The 22,535-nt window shown below is 59.3% G+C and carries 21 protein-coding genes, 1 tRNA gene and 1 pseudogene; 13 read left to right on the top strand and 10 right to left on the bottom strand.

Annotation, left to right across the window (positions count from 1 at the left end):
• Positions 1-4 precede the first annotated feature (4 nt).
• The 6 genes from P0M04_RS30795 to P0M04_RS30770 all read right to left on the bottom strand — a co-directional run bounded on the left by P0M04_RS30795 (position 5) and on the right by P0M04_RS30770 (position 4,310).
• On the bottom strand, positions 5-997 hold the full coding sequence (locus P0M04_RS30795; protein WP_259450349.1) for a hypothetical protein: 993 nt from the start codon (positions 995-997) through the stop codon (positions 5-7).
• Positions 994-1,863: an ABC transporter ATP-binding protein gene (locus P0M04_RS30790; RefSeq protein ID WP_259450348.1), complete on the bottom strand. Its 870-nt coding sequence runs from the start codon at positions 1,861-1,863 to the stop codon at positions 994-996. The genes P0M04_RS30795 and P0M04_RS30790 overlap by 4 nt, the downstream gene beginning before the upstream one ends.
• Positions 1,860-2,225, bottom strand: a complete 366-nt coding sequence (locus P0M04_RS30785) for a GntR family transcriptional regulator (protein ID WP_259450347.1) — start codon at positions 2,223-2,225, stop codon at positions 1,860-1,862. The genes P0M04_RS30790 and P0M04_RS30785 overlap by 4 nt, the downstream gene beginning before the upstream one ends.
• A 142-nt stretch (positions 2,226-2,367) precedes the next feature.
• Entirely contained in the window at positions 2,368-3,120 is a 753-nt protein-coding gene (locus tag P0M04_RS30780) for a UDP-2,3-diacylglucosamine diphosphatase (RefSeq protein ID WP_259450346.1), read from the bottom strand.
• A 57-nt stretch (positions 3,121-3,177) separates the two neighbouring features.
• Complete coding sequence (locus tag P0M04_RS30775) at positions 3,178-3,672, bottom strand: peptidylprolyl isomerase (protein WP_259450345.1); 495 nt, start codon at positions 3,670-3,672, stop codon at positions 3,178-3,180.
• A 32-nt stretch (positions 3,673-3,704) separates the two neighbouring features.
• Positions 3,705-4,310, bottom strand: a complete 606-nt coding sequence (locus P0M04_RS30770; RefSeq protein ID WP_259450344.1) for a peptidylprolyl isomerase — start codon at positions 4,308-4,310, stop codon at positions 3,705-3,707.
• 187 nt (positions 4,311-4,497) lie between these two features.
• On the opposite strand from P0M04_RS30770, the gene cysS reads away from it, so the two are divergent.
• The 6 genes from cysS (at position 4,498) to P0M04_RS30740 (ending at position 10,611) form a co-directional block, all read left to right on the top strand.
• Complete coding sequence (gene cysS / locus P0M04_RS30765; RefSeq protein ID WP_259450343.1) at positions 4,498-5,895, top strand: cysteine--tRNA ligase; 1,398 nt, start codon at positions 4,498-4,500, stop codon at positions 5,893-5,895.
• Positions 5,896-5,919: 24 nt separating this feature from the next.
• Positions 5,920-6,588: a DNA-3-methyladenine glycosylase family protein gene (locus P0M04_RS30760; RefSeq protein WP_259450342.1), complete on the top strand. Its 669-nt coding sequence runs from the start codon at positions 5,920-5,922 to the stop codon at positions 6,586-6,588.
• A gap of 61 nt (positions 6,589-6,649) precedes the next feature.
• Positions 6,650-7,627, top strand: a complete 978-nt coding sequence (locus P0M04_RS30755; protein WP_259450341.1) for an acetyl-CoA carboxylase carboxyltransferase subunit alpha — start codon at positions 6,650-6,652, stop codon at positions 7,625-7,627.
• Positions 7,624-9,045, top strand: a complete 1,422-nt coding sequence (gene tilS / locus P0M04_RS30750; RefSeq protein WP_259450340.1) for a tRNA lysidine(34) synthetase TilS — start codon at positions 7,624-7,626, stop codon at positions 9,043-9,045. The genes P0M04_RS30755 and tilS overlap by 4 nt, the downstream gene beginning before the upstream one ends.
• A gap of 127 nt (positions 9,046-9,172) precedes the next feature.
• Positions 9,173-10,420 (top strand): aspartate kinase, encoded by a 1,248-nt coding sequence (locus P0M04_RS30745; protein ID WP_258849907.1) that lies wholly within the window; start codon positions 9,173-9,175, stop codon positions 10,418-10,420.
• 97 nt (positions 10,421-10,517) lie between these two features.
• Positions 10,518-10,611, top strand: a tRNA-Ser gene (locus tag P0M04_RS30740).
• 194 nt (positions 10,612-10,805) lie between these two features.
• Here the strand turns inward: P0M04_RS30740 and P0M04_RS30735 are convergent.
• The 3 genes and pseudogenes from P0M04_RS30735 to P0M04_RS30725 all read right to left on the bottom strand — a co-directional run bounded on the left by P0M04_RS30735 (position 10,806) and on the right by P0M04_RS30725 (position 14,637).
• A complete protein-coding gene (locus P0M04_RS30735) occupies positions 10,806-11,165 on the bottom strand; it encodes a ParB/RepB/Spo0J family partition protein (RefSeq protein ID WP_259450339.1) in 360 nt (119 codons plus the stop codon).
• A gap of 543 nt (positions 11,166-11,708) precedes the next feature.
• Complete coding sequence (locus tag P0M04_RS30730) at positions 11,709-12,959, bottom strand: cytochrome P450 (protein WP_259450338.1); 1,251 nt, start codon at positions 12,957-12,959, stop codon at positions 11,709-11,711.
• Positions 12,959-14,637, bottom strand: a pseudogene (locus P0M04_RS30725) (AMP-binding protein). Before P0M04_RS30725 ends, P0M04_RS30730 begins: the two are co-directional and overlap by 1 nt.
• Before the next feature lie 463 nt (positions 14,638-15,100).
• Between P0M04_RS30725 and P0M04_RS30720 the strand changes: the two are divergent.
• The gene (locus tag P0M04_RS30720; protein WP_259450336.1) at positions 15,101-15,742 is read left to right on the top strand and encodes a TetR/AcrR family transcriptional regulator; all 642 of its coding nucleotides are present in this window, start codon (positions 15,101-15,103) and stop codon (positions 15,740-15,742) included.
• A gap of 33 nt (positions 15,743-15,775) precedes the next feature.
• On the opposite strand, the gene P0M04_RS30715 is transcribed toward P0M04_RS30720, so the two are convergent.
• Positions 15,776-16,675 (bottom strand): LysR family transcriptional regulator, encoded by a 900-nt coding sequence (locus P0M04_RS30715; protein WP_259450335.1) that lies wholly within the window; start codon positions 16,673-16,675, stop codon positions 15,776-15,778.
• A gap of 384 nt (positions 16,676-17,059) precedes the next feature.
• Between P0M04_RS30715 and P0M04_RS30710 the strand changes: the two genes are divergently transcribed.
• From P0M04_RS30710 to P0M04_RS30685, 6 genes are all read left to right on the top strand, one after another.
• Positions 17,060-18,751: a sigma-54-dependent Fis family transcriptional regulator gene (locus P0M04_RS30710; RefSeq protein WP_259450334.1), complete on the top strand. Its 1,692-nt coding sequence runs from the start codon at positions 17,060-17,062 to the stop codon at positions 18,749-18,751.
• A gap of 209 nt (positions 18,752-18,960) precedes the next feature.
• Positions 18,961-19,344, top strand: coding sequence for a 2Fe-2S iron-sulfur cluster-binding protein (locus P0M04_RS30705; protein WP_259450333.1), 384 nt, complete (start codon positions 18,961-18,963; stop codon positions 19,342-19,344).
• Positions 19,341-19,628, top strand: coding sequence for a phenol hydroxylase subunit (locus tag P0M04_RS30700; protein ID WP_259450332.1), 288 nt, complete (start codon positions 19,341-19,343; stop codon positions 19,626-19,628). The genes P0M04_RS30705 and P0M04_RS30700 overlap by 4 nt, the downstream gene beginning before the upstream one ends.
• Before the next feature lie 46 nt (positions 19,629-19,674).
• A complete protein-coding gene (locus P0M04_RS30695; protein ID WP_259450331.1) occupies positions 19,675-20,670 on the top strand; it encodes an aromatic/alkene monooxygenase hydroxylase subunit beta in 996 nt (331 codons plus the stop codon).
• 10 nt (positions 20,671-20,680) lie between these two features.
• Positions 20,681-20,947, top strand: a complete 267-nt coding sequence (locus tag P0M04_RS30690) for an MmoB/DmpM family protein (RefSeq protein WP_259450330.1) — start codon at positions 20,681-20,683, stop codon at positions 20,945-20,947.
• Between the two features lie 31 nt (positions 20,948-20,978).
• The gene (locus P0M04_RS30685) at positions 20,979-22,526 is read left to right on the top strand and encodes a YHS domain-containing protein (RefSeq protein WP_259450329.1); all 1,548 of its coding nucleotides are present in this window, start codon (positions 20,979-20,981) and stop codon (positions 22,524-22,526) included.
• Positions 22,527-22,535 lie beyond the last annotated feature (9 nt).

Here is a 22,535-nt window from a genome sequence, read left to right as displayed (position 1 = left end):
GGCCTCAGCCTTCATCGCGCCAGCGCCGCATGCGGACCGCGGCAACCAGCATCGCGACACCCATCGCCACGCCGATCCAGGCATCGATGCCCACCAGCGACTGGTAGGACTGTGAGACGAGTCCACCCATGTCGAAGCCGTTTTCGGTCGGGTGCATGCCCGTCTGCAGGCCCGGCTTGAACGTGAACCAGATGCCGGGTACGATGCCGCCGAGGATCCGCGCGACGACGTCGCTCGCGTAGTGCGCCAGCAGCAGCGTCTGGCCGGAGAAATTCTCGAGCGCCGCGTTGATCCATTTGAGAATGACGAGTGCGACGACGGGCACGCCCACGGCCCACAGGAACGGCTTCGATTTCGCCCAGCTCGACACGAGCATCAGCCAGCCGACGGTCGGCAGCGCCCACACGACGTACACCGGCAGGAGGGCGGCGAGGCGCAACGGTGACAGGTACAGTTCGGACGACGCCAGCACTGGCGCAAACAGGTTCAGGCCCTGCGTGCTGAGCACCATGCAGACGATGAACAACAGGGCCAGCGACGCGACGACGGCCGCGGCCAGCGTGATTGCGGGCGCGACGACCATCGCCGTGATAGCCTTCGACAGCACCGTCATCGGATCGGACACGGGCAGCGATTTCCAGAACAGGATGCTGCGGTCGCGGCGCTCGTCGTACAGCGCGCCGAGGCAGTAGAAGAACACGACGCCGACCAGGATCGCGAACAGCGGTGCCGCGGCGCCCAGGTACATGCCGGAGGCGATCTTCGCGACCATCAGCTTCGTTTCGTCGGGCAGGATCTGGTCCAGGCGTGCGTGATCCAGCGTATGGCCATTGATCGTCACGTGCGCGGGAATGCCGTGCTGCATGATGCCGAAGGTGATCGTGCAGCCCAGCAGCACGACGAGCAGCGAGCCGACGATCAGCGGCGCCCAGAACATGGAGCCCTTGTGTTCCCAGAATTCGCGCTTGAGCAGCCATTTCATGGTGTTCGTGTTCATGCGTAGGTTCCTTTCATGGTCGCGACGAACAGATCGGCGACGGACGGATTACGGGTCTCGCCGAGCGCGGCCAGCTGCTGGCGCGACGCGCCACCGGGGCCCGCATCGAACAGCAGCACGGCCTTGCCGAACACGGTGCGGCGGTCGATCGGCTGCAGCGCATTGGCGGAGCTGAGTTTTTCCTGCGGCACCATCACCTCGACATAGCGCTCGCCGATTTCTTCCATCGACGCGGCCAGCACGATGCGGCCGTCGCGGATGAACATCAGGTCGGTCAGGATGTGTTCGACTTCCTCGACCTGGTGCGTCGTGATGACGATCGTCTTGTGCTCGTCAAAATAGTCTTCCAGCAGGTTCTGGTAGAACTGCTTGCGGTAGATGATGTCCAGGCCCAGCGTGGGTTCGTCCAGTACGAGCAGCTTCGCATCGATGGCCATCACGAGGGCCAGGTGCAGTTGCACGATCATGCCCTTGGACATTTCCTTGACCTTCATGCCCGGCTGCAGCTTCGTGTTCGCGATATAGCGTTCCGCCTTCTCGCGGTTGAAGCGCGGGTGCACGCCGGCGACGAAATCGATGGCGTCGCGTACGCGCAGCCAGCGCGGCAGGATCGCGACGTCGGCGATGAAGCAGACGTCCTGCATCAGCTCGTCGCGGTGGGTGCGCGGGTCGAAGCCCAGCACCGACAGCTGTCCCTCGAACGGGATCAGGCCCAGCGCGGCCTTGAGGGTGGTGGTCTTGCCCGAGCCGTTCGGACCGATCAGGCCGACGATGCGGCCGGCGGGGATGGTGAAGTCGATGCCGTCCACAGCCGTGCGCTTGCCGTAGCGTTTCGTCAGGTTCTTCGCTTCGATCACGGCGCTCATTTGTCGCCTCCGACCGGTTCGCGCAGCAATTGCTCGATGTTGAGGCCGAGGCGGCGGATCCGTTCCAGCATCGCCGGCCATTCCTCGCGCAGGAAGCGCTCCCTTTCGCTGGCGAGCAATTTCTCGCTCGCGCCTTCCGTGACGTACATACCGATCCCCCTTCGTTTTTCTACTAAGTTGTCGTCGACCAGTTCCTGGTAAGCCTTCGAGACCGTGATCGGATTCAGCTGGTATTCGGCCGCGATCTGGCGCACGGAGGGGAGCGGATCCCCAGCCTTCAGAGCGCCATCGAGCATCATACCGATCACCCTGTCCTTCAACTGCCGGTAGATTGGAGAGTTGTCATTCCAGCCGATCGTCATTGCCGGCCTCCTTTCGTCGCGGTGCAGTCCATGTCATGCCTGCCTCCATGTTGGTGATGTAGAGTCGTGGTGTTGTAGTGAAGTATAACACCATGTCGGCAACGGTCAATACGGGGATGACCTAGCAGGATTGAGAGGGAAGTTAGATGGCTTGTCCGTCGAGATCGAAGCGCGCGATACGTCCGGCGTCGTCGATCGCGATCCAGCCGCCGCGGACAGGATCCGCGTCGAGTTCCCAGTCGGGCAGCACGTAGCGACGCAAGCCGTCGGCCTCGTGCAGGGCGGGGCGGTGCGTGTGGCCGTGGATGATGACGTCCGTGCCGCTGTCCGCATGCAGCGCGGCGACGGCGGCCGGGGTGACGTCCATGATCTCGTATGATTTTTCGCCGTGGGCCGCGCGGCTGCCTTCCCGCAGGCCGGCGATGATCGCCTTGCGTTGGGCCAGCGGCATGGCGAGGAACTGGCGCTGCCATGCCGGGTCACGCACCTGGGCGCGGAAGGCCATGTACTTGACGTCGTCCGTGCACTGGGCGTCGCCATGCACGAGGACGACCCTGCGGCCGCCGATCGTCGCCACGTGCGGTTCGGGCAGCAGGGTGAGGCCGGACGCCTCGGCGAAGCCGGTGCCGACGAGGAAGTCGCGGTTGCCGCCGAGCCAGTAGACGGCCGTGCCGTCATCGCTCAGGCGGCGCAGCGCGGTGACGACGCTGCGGTTGAACGGGTCGTCGAGGTCGTCGTCGCCGGCCCAGTATTCGAAGATGTCGCCGAGCAGATAGAGCCGCTCGGCATGCGCCGCGCGTTCGGCCAGGAAGCGGAAGAAGGCTTCGGCCGTGCGCGGGTGGGACGCCTGCAGGTGCAGGTCGGAAATGAAGAGTGCGAGCGTGCGCGCGGTCATGTGCTGCCAGGATCAATCGCCGGAGCAGGGCCCGCGCGTCATGCCTGCCTGTTCAGATTACTGGACGACTTCGACTTTCTCGATGACGACGTCTTCGCTCGGCACATCCGAGTGCATGCCGGCACGGCTCGTCTTGACGTTGTTGATCTGGTCGACGATGTCCTGGCCTTCGACGACCTTGCCGAACACGGCGTAACCCCAGCCGTCCTGGCCCGGGTAGTTCAGGAAGTCGTTGTTCTTGGTGTTGATGAAGAACTGGGCCGATGCCGAGTGCGGGGCCATCGTGCGGGCCATGGCGATCGTGTACTTGTCGTTCTTCAGGCCGTTCTTGGCTTCGTTCTCGACGGTCTGCTCGGTCGGCTTTTGCTTCATGCCCGGCTCGAAACCGCCGCCCTGGATCATGAAGTCCTTGATCACGCGATGGAAGATCGTGTTCGAGAAGTGACCCTTGTTCACGTAGTCCAGGAAGTTGGCAACGGTCTTCGGTGCCTTGTCGGCGTCCAGTTCGACCTTGATGTTGCCCTTGTTGGTGGTCATGAGTACGGTGGTCATGTTTTTATCCTATCGTTGGAGTTGCGAGTTCGTTATTTTACCGCCTTATCACCCTTGAGGAGGGTGGCGGACCGGATCGTGACGGGCGTGACGGGTACATTTTCGAGGCCGCGGATGTCGTCCACGATGACGGCCTTGATCTTGTCGACGACGTCCTGGCCCTTCACGACCTTGCCGAATACGGTGTAGCCCGAGCCCTGCATGTTCGGATAATCGAGCGCCGGGTTGTCGACCACGTTGATGAAGAATTGCGAGGTGGCCGAGTCCGGATTCGATTCGCGCGCCATGGCGACCGTATACTTTTCGTTCGACAGGCCGTTGTTGGACTCGTTCTTGATCGGTTTGTTCGTCTTGCGGCCGTGGAACTGGGCATCCATACCGCCGCCCTGGATCATGAAGCCGTCGATTACGCGGTGGAAGATCGTGCCCTTGTAGAAGCCGGATTTGACGTACTTGAGGAAATTGTCCACGGAGATGGGGGCTTTTTCCGGGTTCAGTTCCAGCACGATCTCGCCCATCGACGTTTTTAAAGACACTTGCGGGTCGGCCGCGAACGCGGCGGCGGACAGGGTCAGCGCGGCCAGGCCAACACTAAAACGGGCAAAAAAGCGGGTACCGGGCGATTTCAGGACGTGCATCGTTGCTTCCTCTCGGTGGATATAGCGCAAAGTACTGTCAAGGGTTTTGCAGAAAAATAAACCTATTGCATATGCGGCCAGTCAGGATTTTATCAATGTTATACTTTGCGACGGACTGCCGATTCTATCAAAAAGAACAAGGTTCCCAAGATTCGCTGTCCTGCTCCAACCCTCTAGCAAACATCCGATGAGCCAACTCAAGATCTACAACACGCTCGCGCGTGACAAGCAGGTATTCGTGCCCCTCCAACCCGGCAAGGTCAACATGTACGTGTGCGGGATGACGGTTTACGATTACTGCCACGTCGGTCATGGCCGGATGATGATGGCGTTCGACGTCATCTACCGCTGGCTCAAGGCATCGGGTTACGAGGTTAAATACGTCCGCAACATCACGGACATCGACGACAAGATCATCAAGCGCGCCGTCGAGAACAATGAAACGATGACGTCGCTCACGACCCGTTTCATCAAGGCGATGGACGAGGACACGGCCGCGCTGGGTATCCTGCCGCCTGATTTCGCACCGCGCGCGACGGAGTACGTGCCGCACATGCTGTCGATTATCGAAAAGCTCGAGACGAAGGAACTCGCCTACCGGGGCGAGGACGGCGACGTGAACTATGCCGTGCGTAATTTCCCGGGCTACGGCAAGCTGTCCGGCAAATCGCTGGACGACCTGCGCGCGGGCGAGCGCGTGGACGTGAACACGGGCAAGCGCGACCCGCTCGACTTCGTGCTGTGGAAGGCCGCCAAGGAATCCGAGCCGGACGAAGCGAAATGGGATTCGAAATGGGGTAAAGGCCGTCCGGGCTGGCACATCGAGTGCTCGGCCATGTCGTGCGCCATGCTGGGCGAACACTTCGACATCCACGGCGGCGGCGCCGACCTGCAGTTCCCGCACCACGAGAACGAGATCGCCCAGTCGGAAGGCGCGTTCGGCCCGCCGATGGCGAACTACTGGATCCACAACGGCTTCGTGCGCGTCGACAACGAGAAGATGTCCAAGTCGCTGGGCAATTTCTTCACGATCCGCGACGTCCTCAAGAAATATGATGCGGAGGTCATCCGCTTCTTCATCCTGCGCGCCCACTACCGCAGCCCGCTGAATTACTCGGACGTCCACATCGACGACGCGAAGGGCGCGCTGACGCGCCTGTACACGGCGCTGTCGGAGGTAGATGTCGGCAGCGAGCCTGTCAGCGTGGACTGGGACGAAGCCCACGCGCAGCGCTTCCGCGACGCGATGGACGACGATTTCAATACGCCGCTGGCGGTGGCCGAGCTGTTCGACCTGGCGTCGGAAGTCAACAAGAGCAAATCCGTCGCAGCCGCGCGCCAGCTGAAGGCGCTGGCCGCCGTGCTGGGCCTGCTCGAACGCAGCCCGCAAGCCTTCCTGCAGGCCGGCACGCCGGGCGAGGGTGGTCTGGACGAGGCGGCGATCGTCGATGCGATCGCGCGCCGCGCCGCCGCCAAGAAAGCCCGCAACTTCGCCGAGGCCGATGCGATCCGCGCCGAGCTGACCGCGGGCGGCGTCGTGCTCGAAGACAAGCCGGACGGCAGCACCAACTGGCGTCGCGCCTGACGGCCGTCCAGGTACGTAACGAGCATGGCACTTTCCAAGGACCTCGCGGGCGCCGTCCCGGCACCGCCGGACGTTCAGCCTTCCGTCCCACCGTACTGGGCGGAGGCGAAGGCCGAGCTCATGCGTCGGGATCGCATCATGAACAAGCTGATCCCGCAATTCGGCGACATGCACCTGCGCGGTCATCCCGACCCGTTCACCACGCTGGCGCGGTCCATCGTCGGCCAGCAGGTGACGGTGAAGGCCGCCGAGGTCGCGTGGACGAAGCTGCGCACCTTGTGCCCGAAGATGACGCCGTCCCAGGTCATCAAGGTCGGCGCGGAAGAACTGGCGGGCTGTGGCCTGTCGAAACGGAAGACGGAATACATCCTCGACCTGGCCGACCACTTCAAGGCGAAGCGCGTCCATGCCGACCAGTGGTCGCAGATGGATGACGAGGCCGTCATCGCCGAACTGGTCCAGATCCGCGGCATCACGCGCTGGACAGCCGAGATGTTTTTGATATTTAATCTGCTCAGACCGAACGTCCTGCCCCTGGACGATCCCGGCCTGATCCAGGGCATCAGCCAGAATTATTTCTCCGGCGAGCCGGTCTCGCGCAGCGATGCGCGCGAGGTTGCGGCGAACTGGGAACCCTGGCGGACAGTTGCCACATGGTATTTATGGCGTAGCCTGGACCCGGTTCCGGTATAGAATAACGCCCTTGCCGCCGCGCGGATGATCTTCCGCGGCCACGAACACACCCGGAGGTACAATGAGTAAAACAACTTTCCTCAGTTTCGAGCAGCCGATTGCCGAGCTCGATTCGAAGATCGAAGAGCTGCGCTTCGTGCAGGACGATTCCGCCGTCGACATCTCGGAAGAAATCGACCGCCTGGCCAAGAAGAGCCAGCAACTGACGAAAGACATCTATGCCAAGCTGACCCCTTGGCAGGTTTCCCAGATCGCCCGCCATCCGCAGCGTCCGTACACGATGGACTATGTGAACGCGATCTTCACCGATTTCCATGAACTGCACGGCGACCGTACCTTCGCCGACGACCAGTCCATCATCGGCGGCCTGGCCCGCTTCAACGGCCAGTCCTGCATGGTCATCGGCCACCAGAAGGGCCGCGACACGAAGGAACGCGCGGCGCGCAACTTTGGCATGCCGCGTCCGGAAGGCTACCGCAAGGCCATGCGCCTGATGAAGCTGGCCGAGAAATTCAACCTGCCGATCTTCACGTTCGTCGATACGCCCGGTGCGTTCCCCGGCATCGACGCGGAAGAGCGCGGCCAGTCGGAAGCCATCGGCCACAACCTGTACGTGATGGCCGAGCTGAAAGTGCCGCTGATCGCCACGATCATCGGCGAAGGCGGCTCGGGCGGCGCGCTGGCGATTGCCGTCGGCGACGCCGTGCTGATGCTGCAGTACGCGACGTATTCCGTGATCTCGCCGGAAGGCTGCGCGTCGATCCTGTGGAAGACGTCGGAGCGCGCGGCGGAAGCGGCCGACGCCCTCGGCTTGACGGCACACCGCCTGAAGGCGATGGGCCTGATCGACAAGATCGTCAACGAACCGCTGGGCGGCGCCCACCGCGATCCGGCCCAGATGGCCCAGATGCTCAAGCGCGCGCTGGCCGACACGCTGCGCCAGTTCCAGGGCATGAAGACCAAGGAACTGCTGGATGCCCGCCACGCCAAGCTGCTGGCCTACGGCAAGTTCAAGGAAACGACGCCGCGCGAAGAGTGAGCCGTCGTACGCAGGGGGCGGCCGTGATCGTCGCCCGGTTCGCGCAGGCCGTCGCGGCCCTGCGCGAAGCATACCTTCCCGAAGCCATGCCACCCGTCGCGGTCGCCCTCAGCGGCGGCCTCGATTCGATGGTGCTGCTGCACCTCGCGCACGCGCACGGACTGCAGCCGCACGCGTTCCACGTCCACCACGGCCTGAGCCCGAACGCCGACGCATGGCGCGACCATTGCGCGTCCGCCGCGGCGGCCCTGGGCATCCCGTTCGACTGGCGCGCCGTCGTCGTCGCGAAAGGGAAGAGTGGCATCGAGGCCGCTGCGCGCAAGCAGCGCTACGCGGCACTGGGTGAGATGTGCCGGGCCCACGGCGCCGGTTTGTTGCTGACGGCCCATCACCTCGACGACCAGGTCGAAACGGTGCTGCTGCAATTGCTGCGCGGCTCCGGCCCGGCCGGCCTGTCCGGCATGGACCCCGCCAACCGTGCCCCCGGCCTGCTGGGCGACGAACGCCTGGCGATGGCGCGCCCGCTGCTGGGTGTCGCGCGCGCCGATCTCGAACAGTTCGCGCGCGAGCAGGGCATCGCGTGGGTCGAAGACGAATCCAATACCGATCCGCGTTACGCCCGCAACGCGCTGCGCCACCAGGTGATGCCGGCGCTGGCTGCCGCGTTTCCCGGTTACCAGCAACGCGTGGCGCGCAGCAGCGCCCACACCCGTGCGGCCCAGCGCCTGCTGGACGAGCTGGGCGAGCAGGATCTGCAAGCCTGCCTGGCCGGCGATGGTCTGGACCTGGTCCGCGTGCGCGCCTTGAGCCGCGACCGCATCGACAATCTGCTGCGCCACTGGTTCACCACGCGCCGTCTCGCGATGCCGTCCACGGCATGGCTGGCGCAGATGGTGGCGCAGATCCTGTCCGCCCGCGAGGACGCGCAATTGCTCGTCGAGCACCCGGACGTCGACGTGCGCCGCCACCGCGACCATCTGTTTCTCGTGCCGCGCCTGCCGGAACTGGCCGGCATGCGCGATCCCGAGGACGCCGGGATCATCGACAAGCACGCCCAGGCGTTCCGCTGGAACGGCGAGGCATCGATCGCGTTCCCGGACTACGGCGGCGTGCTGCATTTCGACGCGGCCGAGCGCGGGTTCGATCCGGCCTGGCTGCGAGGGCAGGGGCTCGAGATCGATTTCCGCAAGGGCGGAGAACGTCTGCGCCTGGCGCACAACCGTCCGACCCGCAGCCTCAAGATGCATTACCAGGCGAGCGGCATCCCGGCCTGGGAGCGGGGCCGCCTGCCCATCGTGAATGCCGGCCTCGACCTGCTGTTCGCGGCAGGGCTCGGCATGGACTGCCGGCACGTGACCGAGGAGCCGGGCCGCATCGCGCTGCGTTGGGAAAGCGCGACGGCTGCCATCCCGGGTTAATACCCTTTCCGTATTACCATATTCCTATTTGGTATAGCTTTCGCATCTTGACGTCTTGTGATTCCGCGCCGCAGCATGTAGAGTAAAAGGCTCATTTGATTTTTTACAAGCGGAAATCCCTTCAGTCATGGCCTTAATAGTCCACAAATATGGCGGTACGTCGATGGGTTCGACGGAACGCATCAAGAACGTCGCGGCCCGCGTCGCCAAATGGCACGACGCCGGTCATCAAGTCGTTGTCGTCCCTTCGGCAATGTCCGGTGAAACCAACCGTCTGATCGGCCTGGCGAAAGAGATTATGTCGCAGCCGGACCCGCGTGAACTGGACATGATTGCATCGACCGGCGAACAGGTGTCCGTCGGCCTGCTGGCCATGGCATTGCTGGCGCGCGGCAAGGATGCAGTGTCGTACACGGGCTGGCAGGTGGGCATCAAGACCGACTCGGCCTTCACGAAGGCCCGCATCCAGTCGATCGACGACACCCGCGTGCGCGCCGACCTGGACGCCGGCCGGATCGTCATCATCACCGGTTTCCAAGGCATGGATGAGGACGGAAATATCTCCACGCTGGGCCGTGGCGGTTCGGACACCTCCGCCGTCGCGATTGCGGCCGCGCTGAAGGCCGATGAATGCCTGATCTACACGGACGTCGACGGCGTCTACACGACCGACCCGCGCGTCGTGAGCGAAGCGCGCCGCCTGTCCAAGATCACGTTCGAAGAAATGCTGGAACTGGCGTCGCTGGGCTCGAAAGTCCTGCAGACCCGCTCCGTGGAATTTGCCGGCAACTACCGCGTGCCGACGCGCGTGCTGTCGTCGCTGACCGACCCCCTGATGTCGCTCGAAGAAGAAGCCAACTCGGGTACCCTGATTTCGTTTGAGGAAGAAAGCAACATGGAACAAGCCGTCATCTCGGGCATCGCCTTCCACCGCGATGAAGCCAAAATCACCGTCCTGGGCGTGCCCGACAAGCCGGGCGTCGCCTTCCACATCCTCGGGCCGATCTCGGAGGCCAATATCGAGGTCGACATGATCATACAGAACCAGTCGGTCGACGGTAAGACCGACTTTACGTTCACCGTGTCGCGCAACGATTACCAGCGCGCCATGGGCGTCCTGGAAGGCGTGAAGGCCGAAATCGGCGCCGCCAAGATCCTGGGCGATGCCAAGGTGTCGAAGGTGTCGGCCGTGGGCGTGGGCATGCGCAGCCACGTGGGCGTCGCGTCGCAGATGTTCCGTACGCTGTCGGAAGAGGGCATCAACATCATGATGATCTCGACCTCGGAAATCAAGATTTCGGTCCTGATCGACGAGAAGTACATGGAACTCGCGGTACGCGCCCTGCACAAGGCGTTTAACCTCGAGCAAGCTTAACTTTTTTCAAAAAAATGGCCGTGCTTCCTTGACCAAAAAGGGTGTGGCCATTAATATGCGTGCACTCAGCGCTGACGCATAAACGTTGAAGCTGACTGGAGGCGTGGCCGAGTGGCCGAAGGCACTTCCCTGCTAAGGAAGCATACGGGCTTAAACCTGTATCGTGGGTTCGAATCCCACCGCCTCCGCCAAGATGCGAAAGAAAGCCGTCGAAAGACGGCTTTTTTTTCGTCCGTCTCATAGGAGAATGCGGCGAAAACGTTGTCCAGTGAGCTCCTCCGGAAACCGGCTCAATCCAGATCAAGCGCGGGGGTAAAAGCGGGGGTACGATTGAGGCACCATGCCGCTCAACCTGAACAAGCTGTCCGCATTGGCAGTGACTAAACTAAGCAAGCCCGGCTATTAATGCGGGCAGGACGCTTAGTCCGTTCAGCTTGCCGGCTCGGTAACGCCGGTGCCCGTGATTGATGATGTAACGGCCAGGCACGTCGGCATTGACGCGGAGGGACAAGGGAGTCTTTGGGCCTTTTGCGCCATAGCTGGCCGCGAGCTCGGCAATACTTTCAGGTCGCAAGCCCGGATTGTTCTTACTGCGTGGTTGTGCGGGGTCTTCGTCAATCAGCGCAATCTCGATCATTAACGGGCTGCCGTCGCCGCTGGCGAGCGGTTTTACAGTGCTCGACGCAGCAACCTTATGTGGGCGCCTACGCGGCTGGCCCAGAAGTGTTTCTTCGTTGACCGTCATCGCTTGGGCTCCAGTGGCCTTTGATACTGAGCAGCTTACCTGAAACCTGATAGCCAAAGTTCAATATATCGCTAGGCTTCGATATTCGCTTTCGGTAAAACAATCGGTGCTTTTATGCTGATCTACGTCAGCGGTGCGTGCTGCCTTGCTGATCGCCGACGATGTTGGCAACGTCGTTTGGCGGGTCACAAGTGCCGGCCAATGATGTCCTCGACGGAGCTGTGCATATAACGTGTTAGCGGTGCTGGCCTCGTTCGACTGCCATTCGATAGCAGGTCGAATAGGTTGCTTGGCTGCTCCCAGGCGAGGAAGTCAGTTCGCGTGGATGAGCGAGATGATCGACCTGAAAAAGAAACGCAGCTTCTTAGAGACGCACATGACCGAATACCAGCCTCGGGGCGTGCTTCGTTGGACTAAAGTATCGTTGTAGCTGGGAAAGCTCGTTTTGACTTTGATACTTTGTGTCGCCAGTTCGCGTTCAAAATTTTGTCTACTGAACTTAAGGTAGTCCAAGTTGTGGTTGCGAGCTTGCATGAACCGGTCTCAAGCCGGTTCAACATGCAAATTCGCGAAGCCGCGCAGTCCCGCATTGTCGTTCCATGCACGCATGGAGCCAGCCAGGCGGAGGCCCGGCCAACGTCGCATCACAGCGCGTAATACGACATCGGCCTCGAGCAGCGCCAAGCCACCGCCGATACACACGTGCGGTCCGCTGCCGAAGGACAGGTGACTGCCATCGCGTCGGCCGATATCGAAAGTGTCGGGATCCGCAAATCGAGCGGGATCCCGGTTTGCGGCACCAATCATTGCGAGAACGAGATCACCACGGCGGAGCGTTTTACCATGCAGCGTGAGCTCCGTCGCGATCCTGCGACCCGTGTACTGGACAGGACTGTCGTAGCGCAACAGTTCGCGCAGCGCCAATGGCAGCGCGGACGTATCAGTGCAGAGTCTCGCCCATTGATGCGGATGGGACAGCAGGGTATGCAGGCCATTGCCGAGCAGGTTACGCGTGGTTTCGTGTCCGGCAAACAGCAACATCGCGCATTGCGCCACCAGTTCTCCGTCCGCCCGGACCGTGCCTGCGGCCTCCGCCTGCAGCAACCTGCTGATCAGGTCCGCACCTGGCTCCCGGCGGCGTGAGGGCAACAGAGCCTCGAAATAACGGACCATGTTTGACAGGCTGCGTTGGGCCGCAAGCAGTTGCTCGGCCGATGGCTGAAGTGCGCCGATGAATGTGGCAAGGTCGTCCGACCAGGCAATGAAGCGCTCCTCGTCCTTGCGGTCAATCCCCAGCAGCAGGCCCATGACGCGTGAAGGCAGCGGACGCGCGATCGCGGCGATAAAATCGAAGCTTGCGCTGCCTTCGAGCGGACTGAGCAGTTCATCGGTGAGGCGCTCGACATCGGGTCGCATTCCCCGGATCAGGTCGGGATGGAAGCCTGCTGCCATGGCTTGACGAAGGCGAGCATGGTCCGCACCGTCCAGAAAGACCATGGCTCGTCCAAACAGGCGCTGGAACGTGTCGAGGCCTGACCGAACACGCTTTCCGCGCGAATCAATATCGATGCCGGGGACGCGTTTGATCCAACCCGCGGTGCGTTGCGACGAAAAATGCGGATCGCGCAACGCCAGTTCCACATCGGCATGGCGCGTCAATAGCCAAGCACCTTGAAACACGTCCTCGCGCCACAGCACCGGACCCGCTTCGCGCAGATGGCGATAGACGGGATAGGGATCTTGAAGGAACGTGTGATCGAACGTCGGCGGTCCATGTTTTGCCAATGCTTCCATTATTCCGCCGCTAAGCCAAGGTCCGACGCGACCTGGTCGCGCAGGACGTGTTTTTGAATCTTGCCCGTAACGGTCATCGGGAAGGCACTTACAAACCGCACGTAGCGGGGATCTTGTATCTTGCGATCTGGCCCGAGCAGAAGGACCGGATTTCCTCGGCATCCGCTTTCGTGCCTGGGCGCAGGATGATGCAGGCGCACAGTTCCTCGCCATACTTGGGATCCGGGACACCAACACATTGCACATCCAGGATCTTCGGATGGCGGTACAGGAATTCTTCGATCTCGCGTGGATAGATGTTCTCTCCGCCACGGATGACCATGTCCTTGGAACGGCCCACGATCCTGCAATAGCCCTGCTCGTCGATTACGGCCAGGTCGCCCGTGTGCATCCAGCGCGCTGGATCGATCGCTTCGCGGGTCTTTTCCTCATCGCCCCAATAGCCGAGCATTACGGAATAGCCGCGCGTCAGCAGCTCGCCTTTTTCGCCACGCGGGACGATGCGTCCGCCGCCGTCGACGATTTTGACTTCGAGGTGAGGGTGCACACGGCCCACCGTGGATACGCGCACATCGACTGGATCGTCCACTGAACTCTGGAAACTGACCGGTGACGTTTCCGTCATGCCGTAGGCGATTGTCACGTCTTTCATGTGCATGTGCTGAATTACCCTGGTCATGATCTCGACCGGACAGGGCGAGCCGGCCATGATTCCCGTACGTAGCCTTGACAGATCGTAGGCGGCGAAATCGGGATGGTCGAGGATTGCGATGAACATCGTCGGCACGCCGTGCAGGCCGGTGCAACGTTCGGCCTGCACGGTATCCAGCACGGATTTTGCGTCGAATCCCTCGCCGGGGAAGACCATCGTGGCGCCATGGGTGACGCACGCGAGATTGCCCAGCACCATACCGAAGCAGTGATAAAGAGGTACTGGAATGCACAACCGGTCGTGCTCCGTCAGGCGCATTGTTTCGCCAATGAAGAATCCGTTGTTGAGGATGTTATGGTGCGTCAGTGTTGCGCCCTTGGGTGAACCGGTTGTCCCCGATGTGAACTGGATATTGACGGGGTCGTCGAATTGCACGAGGGCGGATACCTTGGCGAGATGGTCCAGGTCAGCAGCATCGACGGCGTCTGCGACTTCGTCGAAGTTGAGCATGCCGACCGTCTTTTCCACGCCCAGGCGAATAACATGGCGCAGGTGAGGCAGGTTGGCGGCGTTCAACCTGCCCGCGAGGGATAGCCGAAGCTCGGGCACGACGTCGTGCACCATCGCGATGTAGTCGCTGCTCTTGAAGCTCGGCCCCAGGATCAGTGCGCTGCATTGCACTTTATCCAGCACGTATTGCAGCTCGGAGCGCCGGTAAGCTGGATTAATGTTGACCATGACGAGGCCAGCCTGCGCGGTAGCGAATTGCGTCACGACCCATTCGGCACAGTTCTGGGCCCAGATGCCGACGCGTTCGCCAGGACTCAGGCCAAGCTTCAGTAACCCGGCGGCGAAGCGGTTGACGCGATCGAGCAGCTCGCTGTAGGTCCAGCGAATGTTCTGGTGTGCCACCACAAGCGCCTCGCGGTCGCCGAAGTGAGCTGTAATGCCGGCAAGGTGCGCTCCGATCGTCTCGCCGATCAGCTGCACGTCTCGTGATCCATGGACATAGCTTGACTGGTGCATCTGTTACTCCTCCGGTGGACTCATGAGGGCGCTCCGTATGTGAGTAATACTCACATATATAGGTTTGAAAGGAGTGTAGTAAAACATGGGCCGGGAGGCAACATTCAATACTGAAAAACTGAAAAAATAAAATAATGTGAGTTTGGCTCACATGACACGGCAGTCACCAAAGACTGCGGGCTGTTCCTCACCGAGACCATGGCTTACGCGACGCCGTCGCTTACGGAGGCGAACTGCGTGCACTGCAAGATGTGAGATATGAGGGACCGACGTGGAACATCGCCTCGGTTCCCTCGGAGGGCAGTAGCGAGCGGAACTACCCGAACATGCAGGTCGACCGGATGGTATCCTTGGCAGATACAAGAATTGCAGTCAACGGATCGCATCAGGAAGCGACAACGTGAATACATCATTGAGGCCAGTACGGAGGCGGGAAGCCCAAGGCTTGCGCTCGGAGCGGCGCGTGAAGGAGATTTTGTCTGTAGCACGCCAGACGTTTTCCGAACAGGGCTATGAGCGCTCCACCACGCTCGATATTGCGCGCCAGCTGAACATTTCCGAAGCAACGATTTTTTCCTACTTCATCAGCAAGCGCGATCTCTGCATGCATGTGATCAAAGGCTGGTATGACGAGATCACGCAGGTCCTGGAAAACGAATTGCCCCTTGTGCCCGGAACCCGCGCCAAATTGCACTTCGCGGTGCATCGGCACCTCGTCACGTTGATGCAAGAGGGCAGCGGGATGTGCCGTCTTGTGCTGAGCGAAGGCCGCACCGTGGATGACGAATTCGCCGGCCTTCTGGTCGAGCTCAAGCGCCGCTATACGGGACCGCTGATGAACGTGCTCGCAACGGCACAACACGCCGGCGAGATCAGGCCGAGCTCCCCGCTATCGCTGCTGCGCGACATGGTCTACGGTTCGATGGAACACGTGTTGTGGGACTACGTGGCCAACGGGAATAAACCGGATATCGATGAGACAGCCGAACAGCTGACATCCATGCTGTGGGCAGCGTTCATGCCGGTTCAGCAAACCACGGAAAAGCTCGCGCAGTTTCGCATGGACGTCGCGGATGCGTTGCGGCGGCTAGAGCAGCCAGGATAGCGTTTCCCTTGAGCCGGCAGCCAGCTCTGACGTTCAAGCCGCGTGCTCCGCGCCTGCGTCAACTTCCTTCGAATACTGGCGAACGACTTCGAGAAACCGCATGAGGGTTGGCGACGTATCGTCCGGACGATATATGCAGCTCAGGTCGACGACTGCTTGCGGAGCATCTTTGAGAGGACGATACACAACACCGGGTAATTGAAGCCGCGCGGCGGATTCTGCCACCAGCGAGAGGCCAAGGCCGCTGGCGACAAGTGCAATTCCAGTCAGCGCGTCAGTGGTCTCTTGCGATACGTTAGGCAAGAAGCCCTCTCTGCTGCAAAGTTCGATAATCTTGTCGATGAAATTTGGACGATGGCCAGTTGGGAACATGACCATTGGCTGGCCTTTCAATGCCTGTAGGGGAATCGACGTTTCCTTGGCCAACGGATGCAGAGCGTTCACCGCGACCATGATTGCCTCGGTCGTGACGCGCTCCACGGTGATGTCTGTACAAGGGTCAAGCAAGCGGTTGAACCCGACCGTGATCCGCCGCTGTCGCAGCGCTTCAATCTGTTCGCTCTTGGCCATCGTGTGGAGAACCACATTCACGTTGGGATAAGTGTTGCGAAAACGCAACAGCAACTGAGGTATGACGTCGAATGTGCCCGAGCCAAAGATACCGATGTCGATCCGTCCGATTTCCCCCCGCCCGGCCTGCCGCGTTCGTTCAGCGGTCTGTTCGATCATCGAGCGGATGTTCAGCCCTTCTTCCAGCAGGATGCGACCAGCCTGGGTCAACTCGACTCCCTTGGACGTGCGGATGAACAACTGGGCACCAACTTCCTCTTCTAACTGCTGGATCTGGCGCGTGAGCGGGGGCTGTGAAATATTAAGAGCGACGGCGGCACGACTGAAATTCAGCTCTTGTGCGACCGCGATGAAGTATTTCATGTGACGGAAATCCATACCGCTTCCTTGTAACGCCTACAGACATGTTCATCGAGACCGCGACAGACGGGTGTCAAAAATGACATGGCACAGTACGAGCTCGAGCGAGCGACGACAGGCGATGCAGCGTCGACCTGCCGCCAAATTATAACTTTGAAAAGCGAGCCGGAAAGAGTAATAGGTAATTTAGTTGCTCTAATTGCAACTAGTGACGGTTTTTTGCCTATGAAATTCATCCTTGATTCATAATCAAAACGTGAGTCGTAAGCGGATTATCGGGCTCGCCGCTGTTTGCGGGCACCGTTGACGTTCCCCATATGCAACATCTGCTTGTATGTACATCATGCGACCGGCATAGATTGCAAAAAATATATTGAAGGAGACAGGATGAAGTCGTCGGATTTGATTGAACGCTTGCGCCTACGGATGCGCCTGCGTTTCGACCCCGAGAATGGCAAGATCTGGTTCGGGGAGCACCGTATGTTGCTTTTACATACACACGCGTTTGGGGCGCTCCGTAAGGAACTGTTTGACTCTCTCGGTACCGAGCGGGCACGCGGACTGCTGGCGCGCATGGGGTTTGCGTCAGGAAGAAAGGACGCGGAGCTGGTCAAGAAACTTGTTGGCGACGATACGCTCGAAGAGATCTTCCTTGCGGGCAGGGAAATGCACATGCTGGAGGGTATGGTCAAAGCAACAAAGCTTCGATCCGACATCAATATCGATTCCGGCACCTTTAACGGTACGTTCAGATGGGATTCGTCGTGGGAAGCAGAATCGCATGTCCAGTTGTTCGGCGTGGGCGATGAGCACGCTTGCTGGAGCCAGATCGGGTACGCGTCCGGATACGCTTCAGCCTTCATGAACCGCTTCGTGGTCTTCAAGGAGACTCAATGCACTGCTTGCGGTGCCGACCATTGTCTTATCGAAGGGCGGCTCGCCGAGGATTGGAACGATCCTGCATACCTGAGCTACTTCAGCCCGGACAATATTGTTGCCGAGCTCAAGGAACTTAAGCAGGAAGTGGCTGACCTGAGAGCCACACTACGTAAACACCGCGACCCTGGCAGCCTCATCGGCGTGTCCGTCGGGTTCCGCGAAGCATTCAATTTATTGAGCCAGGCTGCAGCAACCACAATCAACGTTCTGCTTCTCGGCGAAACCGGAGTAGGCAAAGAGCGGTTTGCCCGCTGGCTGCATGAAAACGGTCCGCGGGCAAATAAACCATTCATTGCTGTCAATTGTTCTGCCATTCCGCACGACCTGATCGAGTCTGAGCTGTTTGGCGTGACCAAAGGGGCATATACGGGAGCGGAGCAATCCCGTCCGGGCCGGTTCGAACGCGCCAACGGCGGGACGCTTTTCCTCGATGAGATCGGGGACATGAGTCAGGCAGCCCAGGTCAAGTTATTGCGTGTTTTGCAGACGGGAGAAGTAGAGCGGCTTGGTGACGAAAACGTGCGCAAAGTGGATGTGCGCCTAGTTGCGGCCACCAACGTCGACTTGCAGCGAGCGATCGTCGAAGGTCGTTTTCGTGCCGATTTGTATTATCGGTTGGCCACTTTCCCGGTTGTCATCCCGCCGCTACGTGAACGTCCGGCCGACCTGTCGCTGTTGATCGATTCATTAATCGAAAAGAATAGTCAGCGTTACCAAAAGAAGGTAAGGGGCGTGACGGACCGTGCGAGGGAGATGCTTGCTCAACATTCATGGCCGGGCAACATACGCGAGTTGGAGAACGTGATCGAACGCGGTGTTCTTCTCGTGCCCAACGGCGGTTATATCGAAATAAATCACCTGTTCGCGATCGTGCCGCAGTCCATGGCTGAAGGCATGAACCTTGCCGGTAACGGATGTCTTGCGGACAAGAGCGACCGAGCCCGTGAGGAACTTTACGAGCAGCTGCTGGAGGAGGACTTCGACTTTGAGCTACATGAGCAAAAATTGCTCAAGCTGGCCCTGAAAAAAGCTGAGGGCAATTTTACCCATGCAGCGCGTATGCTTGGTATCACCCGCCGCCAGTTATCCTACCGGTGCTCCCGCCACCAAATCGACGCCCCGTCGCACGACGATCAATAGCCAGTTGGCGCGGGTGACCAAATGGTCGCCCGCGTTTGCCTGACGAGACGAAATCGTCAGGTAAGGCATCTCCTCACAAGCCTAATAAACAAAAAGTCCTGTTAATTCAGTGGCTTACGTATTGGCACGCTTGTTGCTCCCCATGAGAACAGAAGTCGCGGGGTCTGAATAGACCAGACGCGACCGTTGCGAGTTCTCAGGAGACATCAATGCTCACTTTTCATTCAGAGACAGCGTCAGTTGGCGACCTTCCGCCTGCTTCAGCTCGTTTCTATCTCGTACGGTTTCAAGACACAGATGAGACCGTAGCCTGCCGCGCCGATGAAAGCGTACTGGCGGCACTTGTCCGTACCGGAAAAAAAGGGGTTCCCGTCGGATGCCGCGGTGGAGGTTGCGGCATTTGCAAAGTCACCGTGAGGTCGGGGCGCTTTGCCAAGTTGAAGCCCATGAGCCGTAATCGGGTCAGCGAAGCCGATGAGCTTGCGCACAACGTCCTGGCTTGCTGTATCTGCCCGCAAAGCGACATTGAAGTTCGTGTAATCGGCAAGCTAAGTGAACGTTTAGCGACCGACAGGACCGGGAGGACCCTATGAGCCCTGTCGGCCAAGACCATGCGCAGGAAACCGGCTTCGATACCACTCGTAAATTCGTCCGCGTTCGCGGTGAACGCGGCGACGGCTTCGTCGAGTTCGAGTTCGCCATTGGAGAGACCGAGCTGTTTGCAGAGCTGATTTTGCAGCGCAGCGCATTTATTGCCTTCTGCGAAGACAATCAAGTCACGCTATTGCAAGGCGACAAGATCGTAAAGCCAGGGGAGGAAGATTGGTCGTGGAGCTTGCACGATGCGACTACCGCGCGATTCAAATCAAACCAGTAACTGTATCACCGTCCGAAAAGCAAAACGATAACAACTAGGAGCATCTATGCAAATCGATCTACGCACCGTCAATATCAAGCCCCTTCGGCACACTTTCGACCACATTGCCAAGCGTCTGGGTGCAGATAAGCCCGCGACTCGTTACCAAGAGGGAACGTTTGACCTGCAGTCGACGCACAACTTCCATTACCGTCCGACATGGGACCCTGAGCACGAACTATTCGATGCGAGCCGCACGAAGGTCGTCATGAAGGATTGGTACGCATTGAAGGATCCGCGTCAGTTTTACTACGCCACCTACACCATAGCGCGCGCGAAACAACATGAGGCAGCCGACGCCAGCTTCACCTTCGTCGAATCGCGCGACCTGGCGGATTCGCTCGCGCCTGAAACATGTCAACTCGCGCTCGATCTGCTTTTGCCTTTGCGCCATTTGGCTTGGGGAGGCAATCTGAACAATATTTTTATTGCGGCCTATGGATATGGGGCCGCGATTACCCAGCCGTGCTGTTTTCATGCAATGGACCAGCTTGGTATCGCGCAGTATTTGACTCGAGTCGGCCTCCTGTTGTCAGACGCGGACGCGCTGGTCAAGGCAAAGAGCGACTGGTTGAGTAGCGGTACCTGGCAGCCATTACGCCGGTACGCTGAAAACCTGCTGGTTAAGAAGGACTTTTTCGAGTTATTCGTCGCTCAAAACTTCGCCCTGGACGGTTTGCTGTACCCATTGGTGTACCAAAACATTGTCGATAAACGGATGACGTCAACAGGCGCAGCGCCTGTAGCAATGCTCACCTCGTTCATGAGCGACTGGTATGGCGAAACCCAAAAATGGGTTGACTCCTGTATCAAGACCGCGGCTGCTGAATCCGAAGAGAACAAGGCGCTGTTGTCGCAATGGACAGTGCACTGGCGTGAGCGCGCTATCGAAGCCTTGGCTCCGCTGGCGACGATGGCGCTGAAGTGCGACGCAAACGCTACTTTGAACCTGGTGGTTGACAATTTCAATGCTCGCGCCGCCCGGCTCGGCCTCTCGGTGTAAAGGCCCTGACATGTTCAATGTATTTATCGCTTTGCAAACCAGCGACGACAGTCGCGCCATTGTCGAGGCTATTGTTGCGGACAATCCGACCGCTTCGGTCAATGAGCAGCCGGCTATGTTCAAGGTCGACGTGCCAGGCCGACTGACCGTGCGCCGCGGCACTGTCGAGGAGAAGATCGGGCGCGATTTCGATCTTCAGGAGTTACAACTGCATTTGATCAGTATTTCCGGTCACGTCGAGGAAACCGACGAAGAGTTTACGCTCTACTGGGATTGATCACTTAACGACACACTATCAGGAGACTCGAATGGACATGCAAGTCAAGAAAAAACTGGGTTTAAAAGAAAAATATGCGTTGATGACGCGCGACCTCGGTTGGGAGACCACGTATGAATCGATGGACGATGTCTATCCCTACATGAAGTTCGAAGGGATCAAGATCCACGACTGGGACAAATGGGAAGACCCATTCCGTCTGACGATGGATTCTTACTGGAAATACCAGGCTGAAAAGGAAAAAAAGCTTTATGCGATTATTGATGCCTTCGCGCAAAACAACGGGCATCTTAGCGTAACAGACGCTCGTTACATCAATGCCCTCAAGCTGATGCTTTCGGCATTCCCGTCGCTGGAATATGCTTCGCATCGCGGTTTTGCTCATATCGGTCGTCAGATGCGCGGCGTCGGTCCTTCCGTTGCTTGTCAAATGCAGTCGATTGATGAAATTCGTCATGCACAAACGCAGATCCATTCGCTGTCGAACTACAACAAGTTCTACAACGGTATGCACGACTGGCGTCACATGAATGACCATATGTGGTACCTGTCGGTGGCGAAATCGTTCTTCGAAGACGCCACGACTGCCGGTCCATTCGAATTCATCACCGCAATCGGTTTTTCGTTCGAGTATGTCCTGACCAACCTGGTCTTCGTTCCGTTTATCTCTGGGGCAGCTTTTAATGGCGACATGGCCGCGATGACGTTCGGCTTTTCCGCCCAGTCGGACGAAGCACGCCATATGACGCTAGGACTCGAGTTTATCAAATTCATGCTCGAGCAAGATCCCAATAACCTGCCCATCGTTCAGGGATGGATTGATAAATGGACATGGCGCGGTGTCCGCGTGCTGACGCTGGTGGCCATGATGATGGACTATATGCTCCCGAAGCGAGTAATGAGCTGGAAGGAAGCCTGGCATATCTATTTCGAGGAAAACGGCATGGCGCTGTTCAATGACCTGGCGCGCTACGGGATCAAGATTCCGACATGTGTCGAGCAGATTCGCAAGGAACAGGACCACATTTCGCACCAAGCATGGTTGTCATTCTATAGCGCCGGTGCAATGACAAATTTCCACACCTGGCTGCCTAGCGAGGATGAGCTTGACTGGCTGTCATCGAAATATCCTACTACCTTCGATAAATATTATCGCCCACGTTTTGACCTCTTGCGCGAACGCGCCGAGAAGGGCGAGCGCTTTTACAGCAAGACGATGCCGATGCTGTGCCAGACCTGCCAGATTCCCCTGTTGTTTACTGAACCGGACGATCCCACCACGATTGCTTATCGAGAGACAACCTACAGCGGCAACAAGTTCCATTTTTGCTCGGATCACTGCAAGTGCATCTTCGAGAAGGAGCCTGAGAAGTATTCACAGGCCTGGCTGCCGGCGCATCAGATTGCAATGGGCAACTGCTTTGCCGAGGGTGACGACCCAACTGCGCCGGGTTTCGATCCAATTGCTTCCCTTATGAAACATTGGAATCTTCGTCATGGCACGGACAACCTGGACTTCGACGGTTCGGAAGACCAGAAGAACTTCGCCGCTTGGCGTGAAGCGTCCACTAAAAACTAAGGAGCAGTC

The organism is Telluria mixta (assembly GCF_029223865.1).
Taxonomy (GTDB): domain Bacteria; phylum Pseudomonadota; class Gammaproteobacteria; order Burkholderiales; family Burkholderiaceae_D; genus Telluria; species Telluria mixta.
This window is presented reverse-complemented; position numbering and strand designations above follow the sequence as displayed.

What these genes read in the sequence shown, in the direction of transcription:
- P0M04_RS30745 (WP_258849907.1), top strand. Translation starts at nt 9,173, where the DNA reads ATGGCCTTAATAGTCCACAAATATGGCGGTACGTCGATGGGTTCGACG.
- cysS (WP_259450343.1), top strand. Translation starts at nt 4,498, where the DNA reads ATGAGCCAACTCAAGATCTACAACACGCTCGCGCGTGACAAGCAGGTA.
- P0M04_RS30730 (WP_259450338.1), bottom strand. Translation starts at nt 12,959, where the DNA reads ATGGAAGCATTGGCAAAACATGGACCGCCGACGTTCGATCACACGTTC.
- P0M04_RS30695 (WP_259450331.1), top strand. Translation starts at nt 19,675, where the DNA reads ATGCAAATCGATCTACGCACCGTCAATATCAAGCCCCTTCGGCACACT.
- P0M04_RS30755 (WP_259450341.1), top strand. Translation starts at nt 6,650, where the DNA reads ATGAGTAAAACAACTTTCCTCAGTTTCGAGCAGCCGATTGCCGAGCTC.
- P0M04_RS30715 (WP_259450335.1), bottom strand. Translation starts at nt 16,675, where the DNA reads ATGAAATACTTCATCGCGGTCGCACAAGAGCTGAATTTCAGTCGTGCC.
- P0M04_RS30705 (WP_259450333.1), top strand. Translation starts at nt 18,961, where the DNA reads ATGCTCACTTTTCATTCAGAGACAGCGTCAGTTGGCGACCTTCCGCCT.
- P0M04_RS30785 (WP_259450347.1), bottom strand. Translation starts at nt 2,225, where the DNA reads ATGACGATCGGCTGGAATGACAACTCTCCAATCTACCGGCAGTTGAAG.
- P0M04_RS30685 (WP_259450329.1), top strand. Translation starts at nt 20,979, where the DNA reads ATGGACATGCAAGTCAAGAAAAAACTGGGTTTAAAAGAAAAATATGCG.
- P0M04_RS30710 (WP_259450334.1), top strand. Translation starts at nt 17,060, where the DNA reads ATGAAGTCGTCGGATTTGATTGAACGCTTGCGCCTACGGATGCGCCTG.
- P0M04_RS30775 (WP_259450345.1), bottom strand. Translation starts at nt 3,672, where the DNA reads ATGACCACCGTACTCATGACCACCAACAAGGGCAACATCAAGGTCGAA.
- P0M04_RS30760 (WP_259450342.1), top strand. Translation starts at nt 5,920, where the DNA reads ATGGCACTTTCCAAGGACCTCGCGGGCGCCGTCCCGGCACCGCCGGAC.
- P0M04_RS30700 (WP_259450332.1), top strand. Translation starts at nt 19,341, where the DNA reads ATGAGCCCTGTCGGCCAAGACCATGCGCAGGAAACCGGCTTCGATACC.
- P0M04_RS30795 (WP_259450349.1), bottom strand. Translation starts at nt 997, where the DNA reads ATGAACACGAACACCATGAAATGGCTGCTCAAGCGCGAATTCTGGGAA.
- P0M04_RS30735 (WP_259450339.1), bottom strand. Translation starts at nt 11,165, where the DNA reads ATGACGGTCAACGAAGAAACACTTCTGGGCCAGCCGCGTAGGCGCCCA.
- P0M04_RS30770 (WP_259450344.1), bottom strand. Translation starts at nt 4,310, where the DNA reads ATGCACGTCCTGAAATCGCCCGGTACCCGCTTTTTTGCCCGTTTTAGT.
- P0M04_RS30780 (WP_259450346.1), bottom strand. Translation starts at nt 3,120, where the DNA reads ATGACCGCGCGCACGCTCGCACTCTTCATTTCCGACCTGCACCTGCAG.
- P0M04_RS30790 (WP_259450348.1), bottom strand. Translation starts at nt 1,863, where the DNA reads ATGAGCGCCGTGATCGAAGCGAAGAACCTGACGAAACGCTACGGCAAG.
- P0M04_RS30690 (WP_259450330.1), top strand. Translation starts at nt 20,681, where the DNA reads ATGTTCAATGTATTTATCGCTTTGCAAACCAGCGACGACAGTCGCGCC.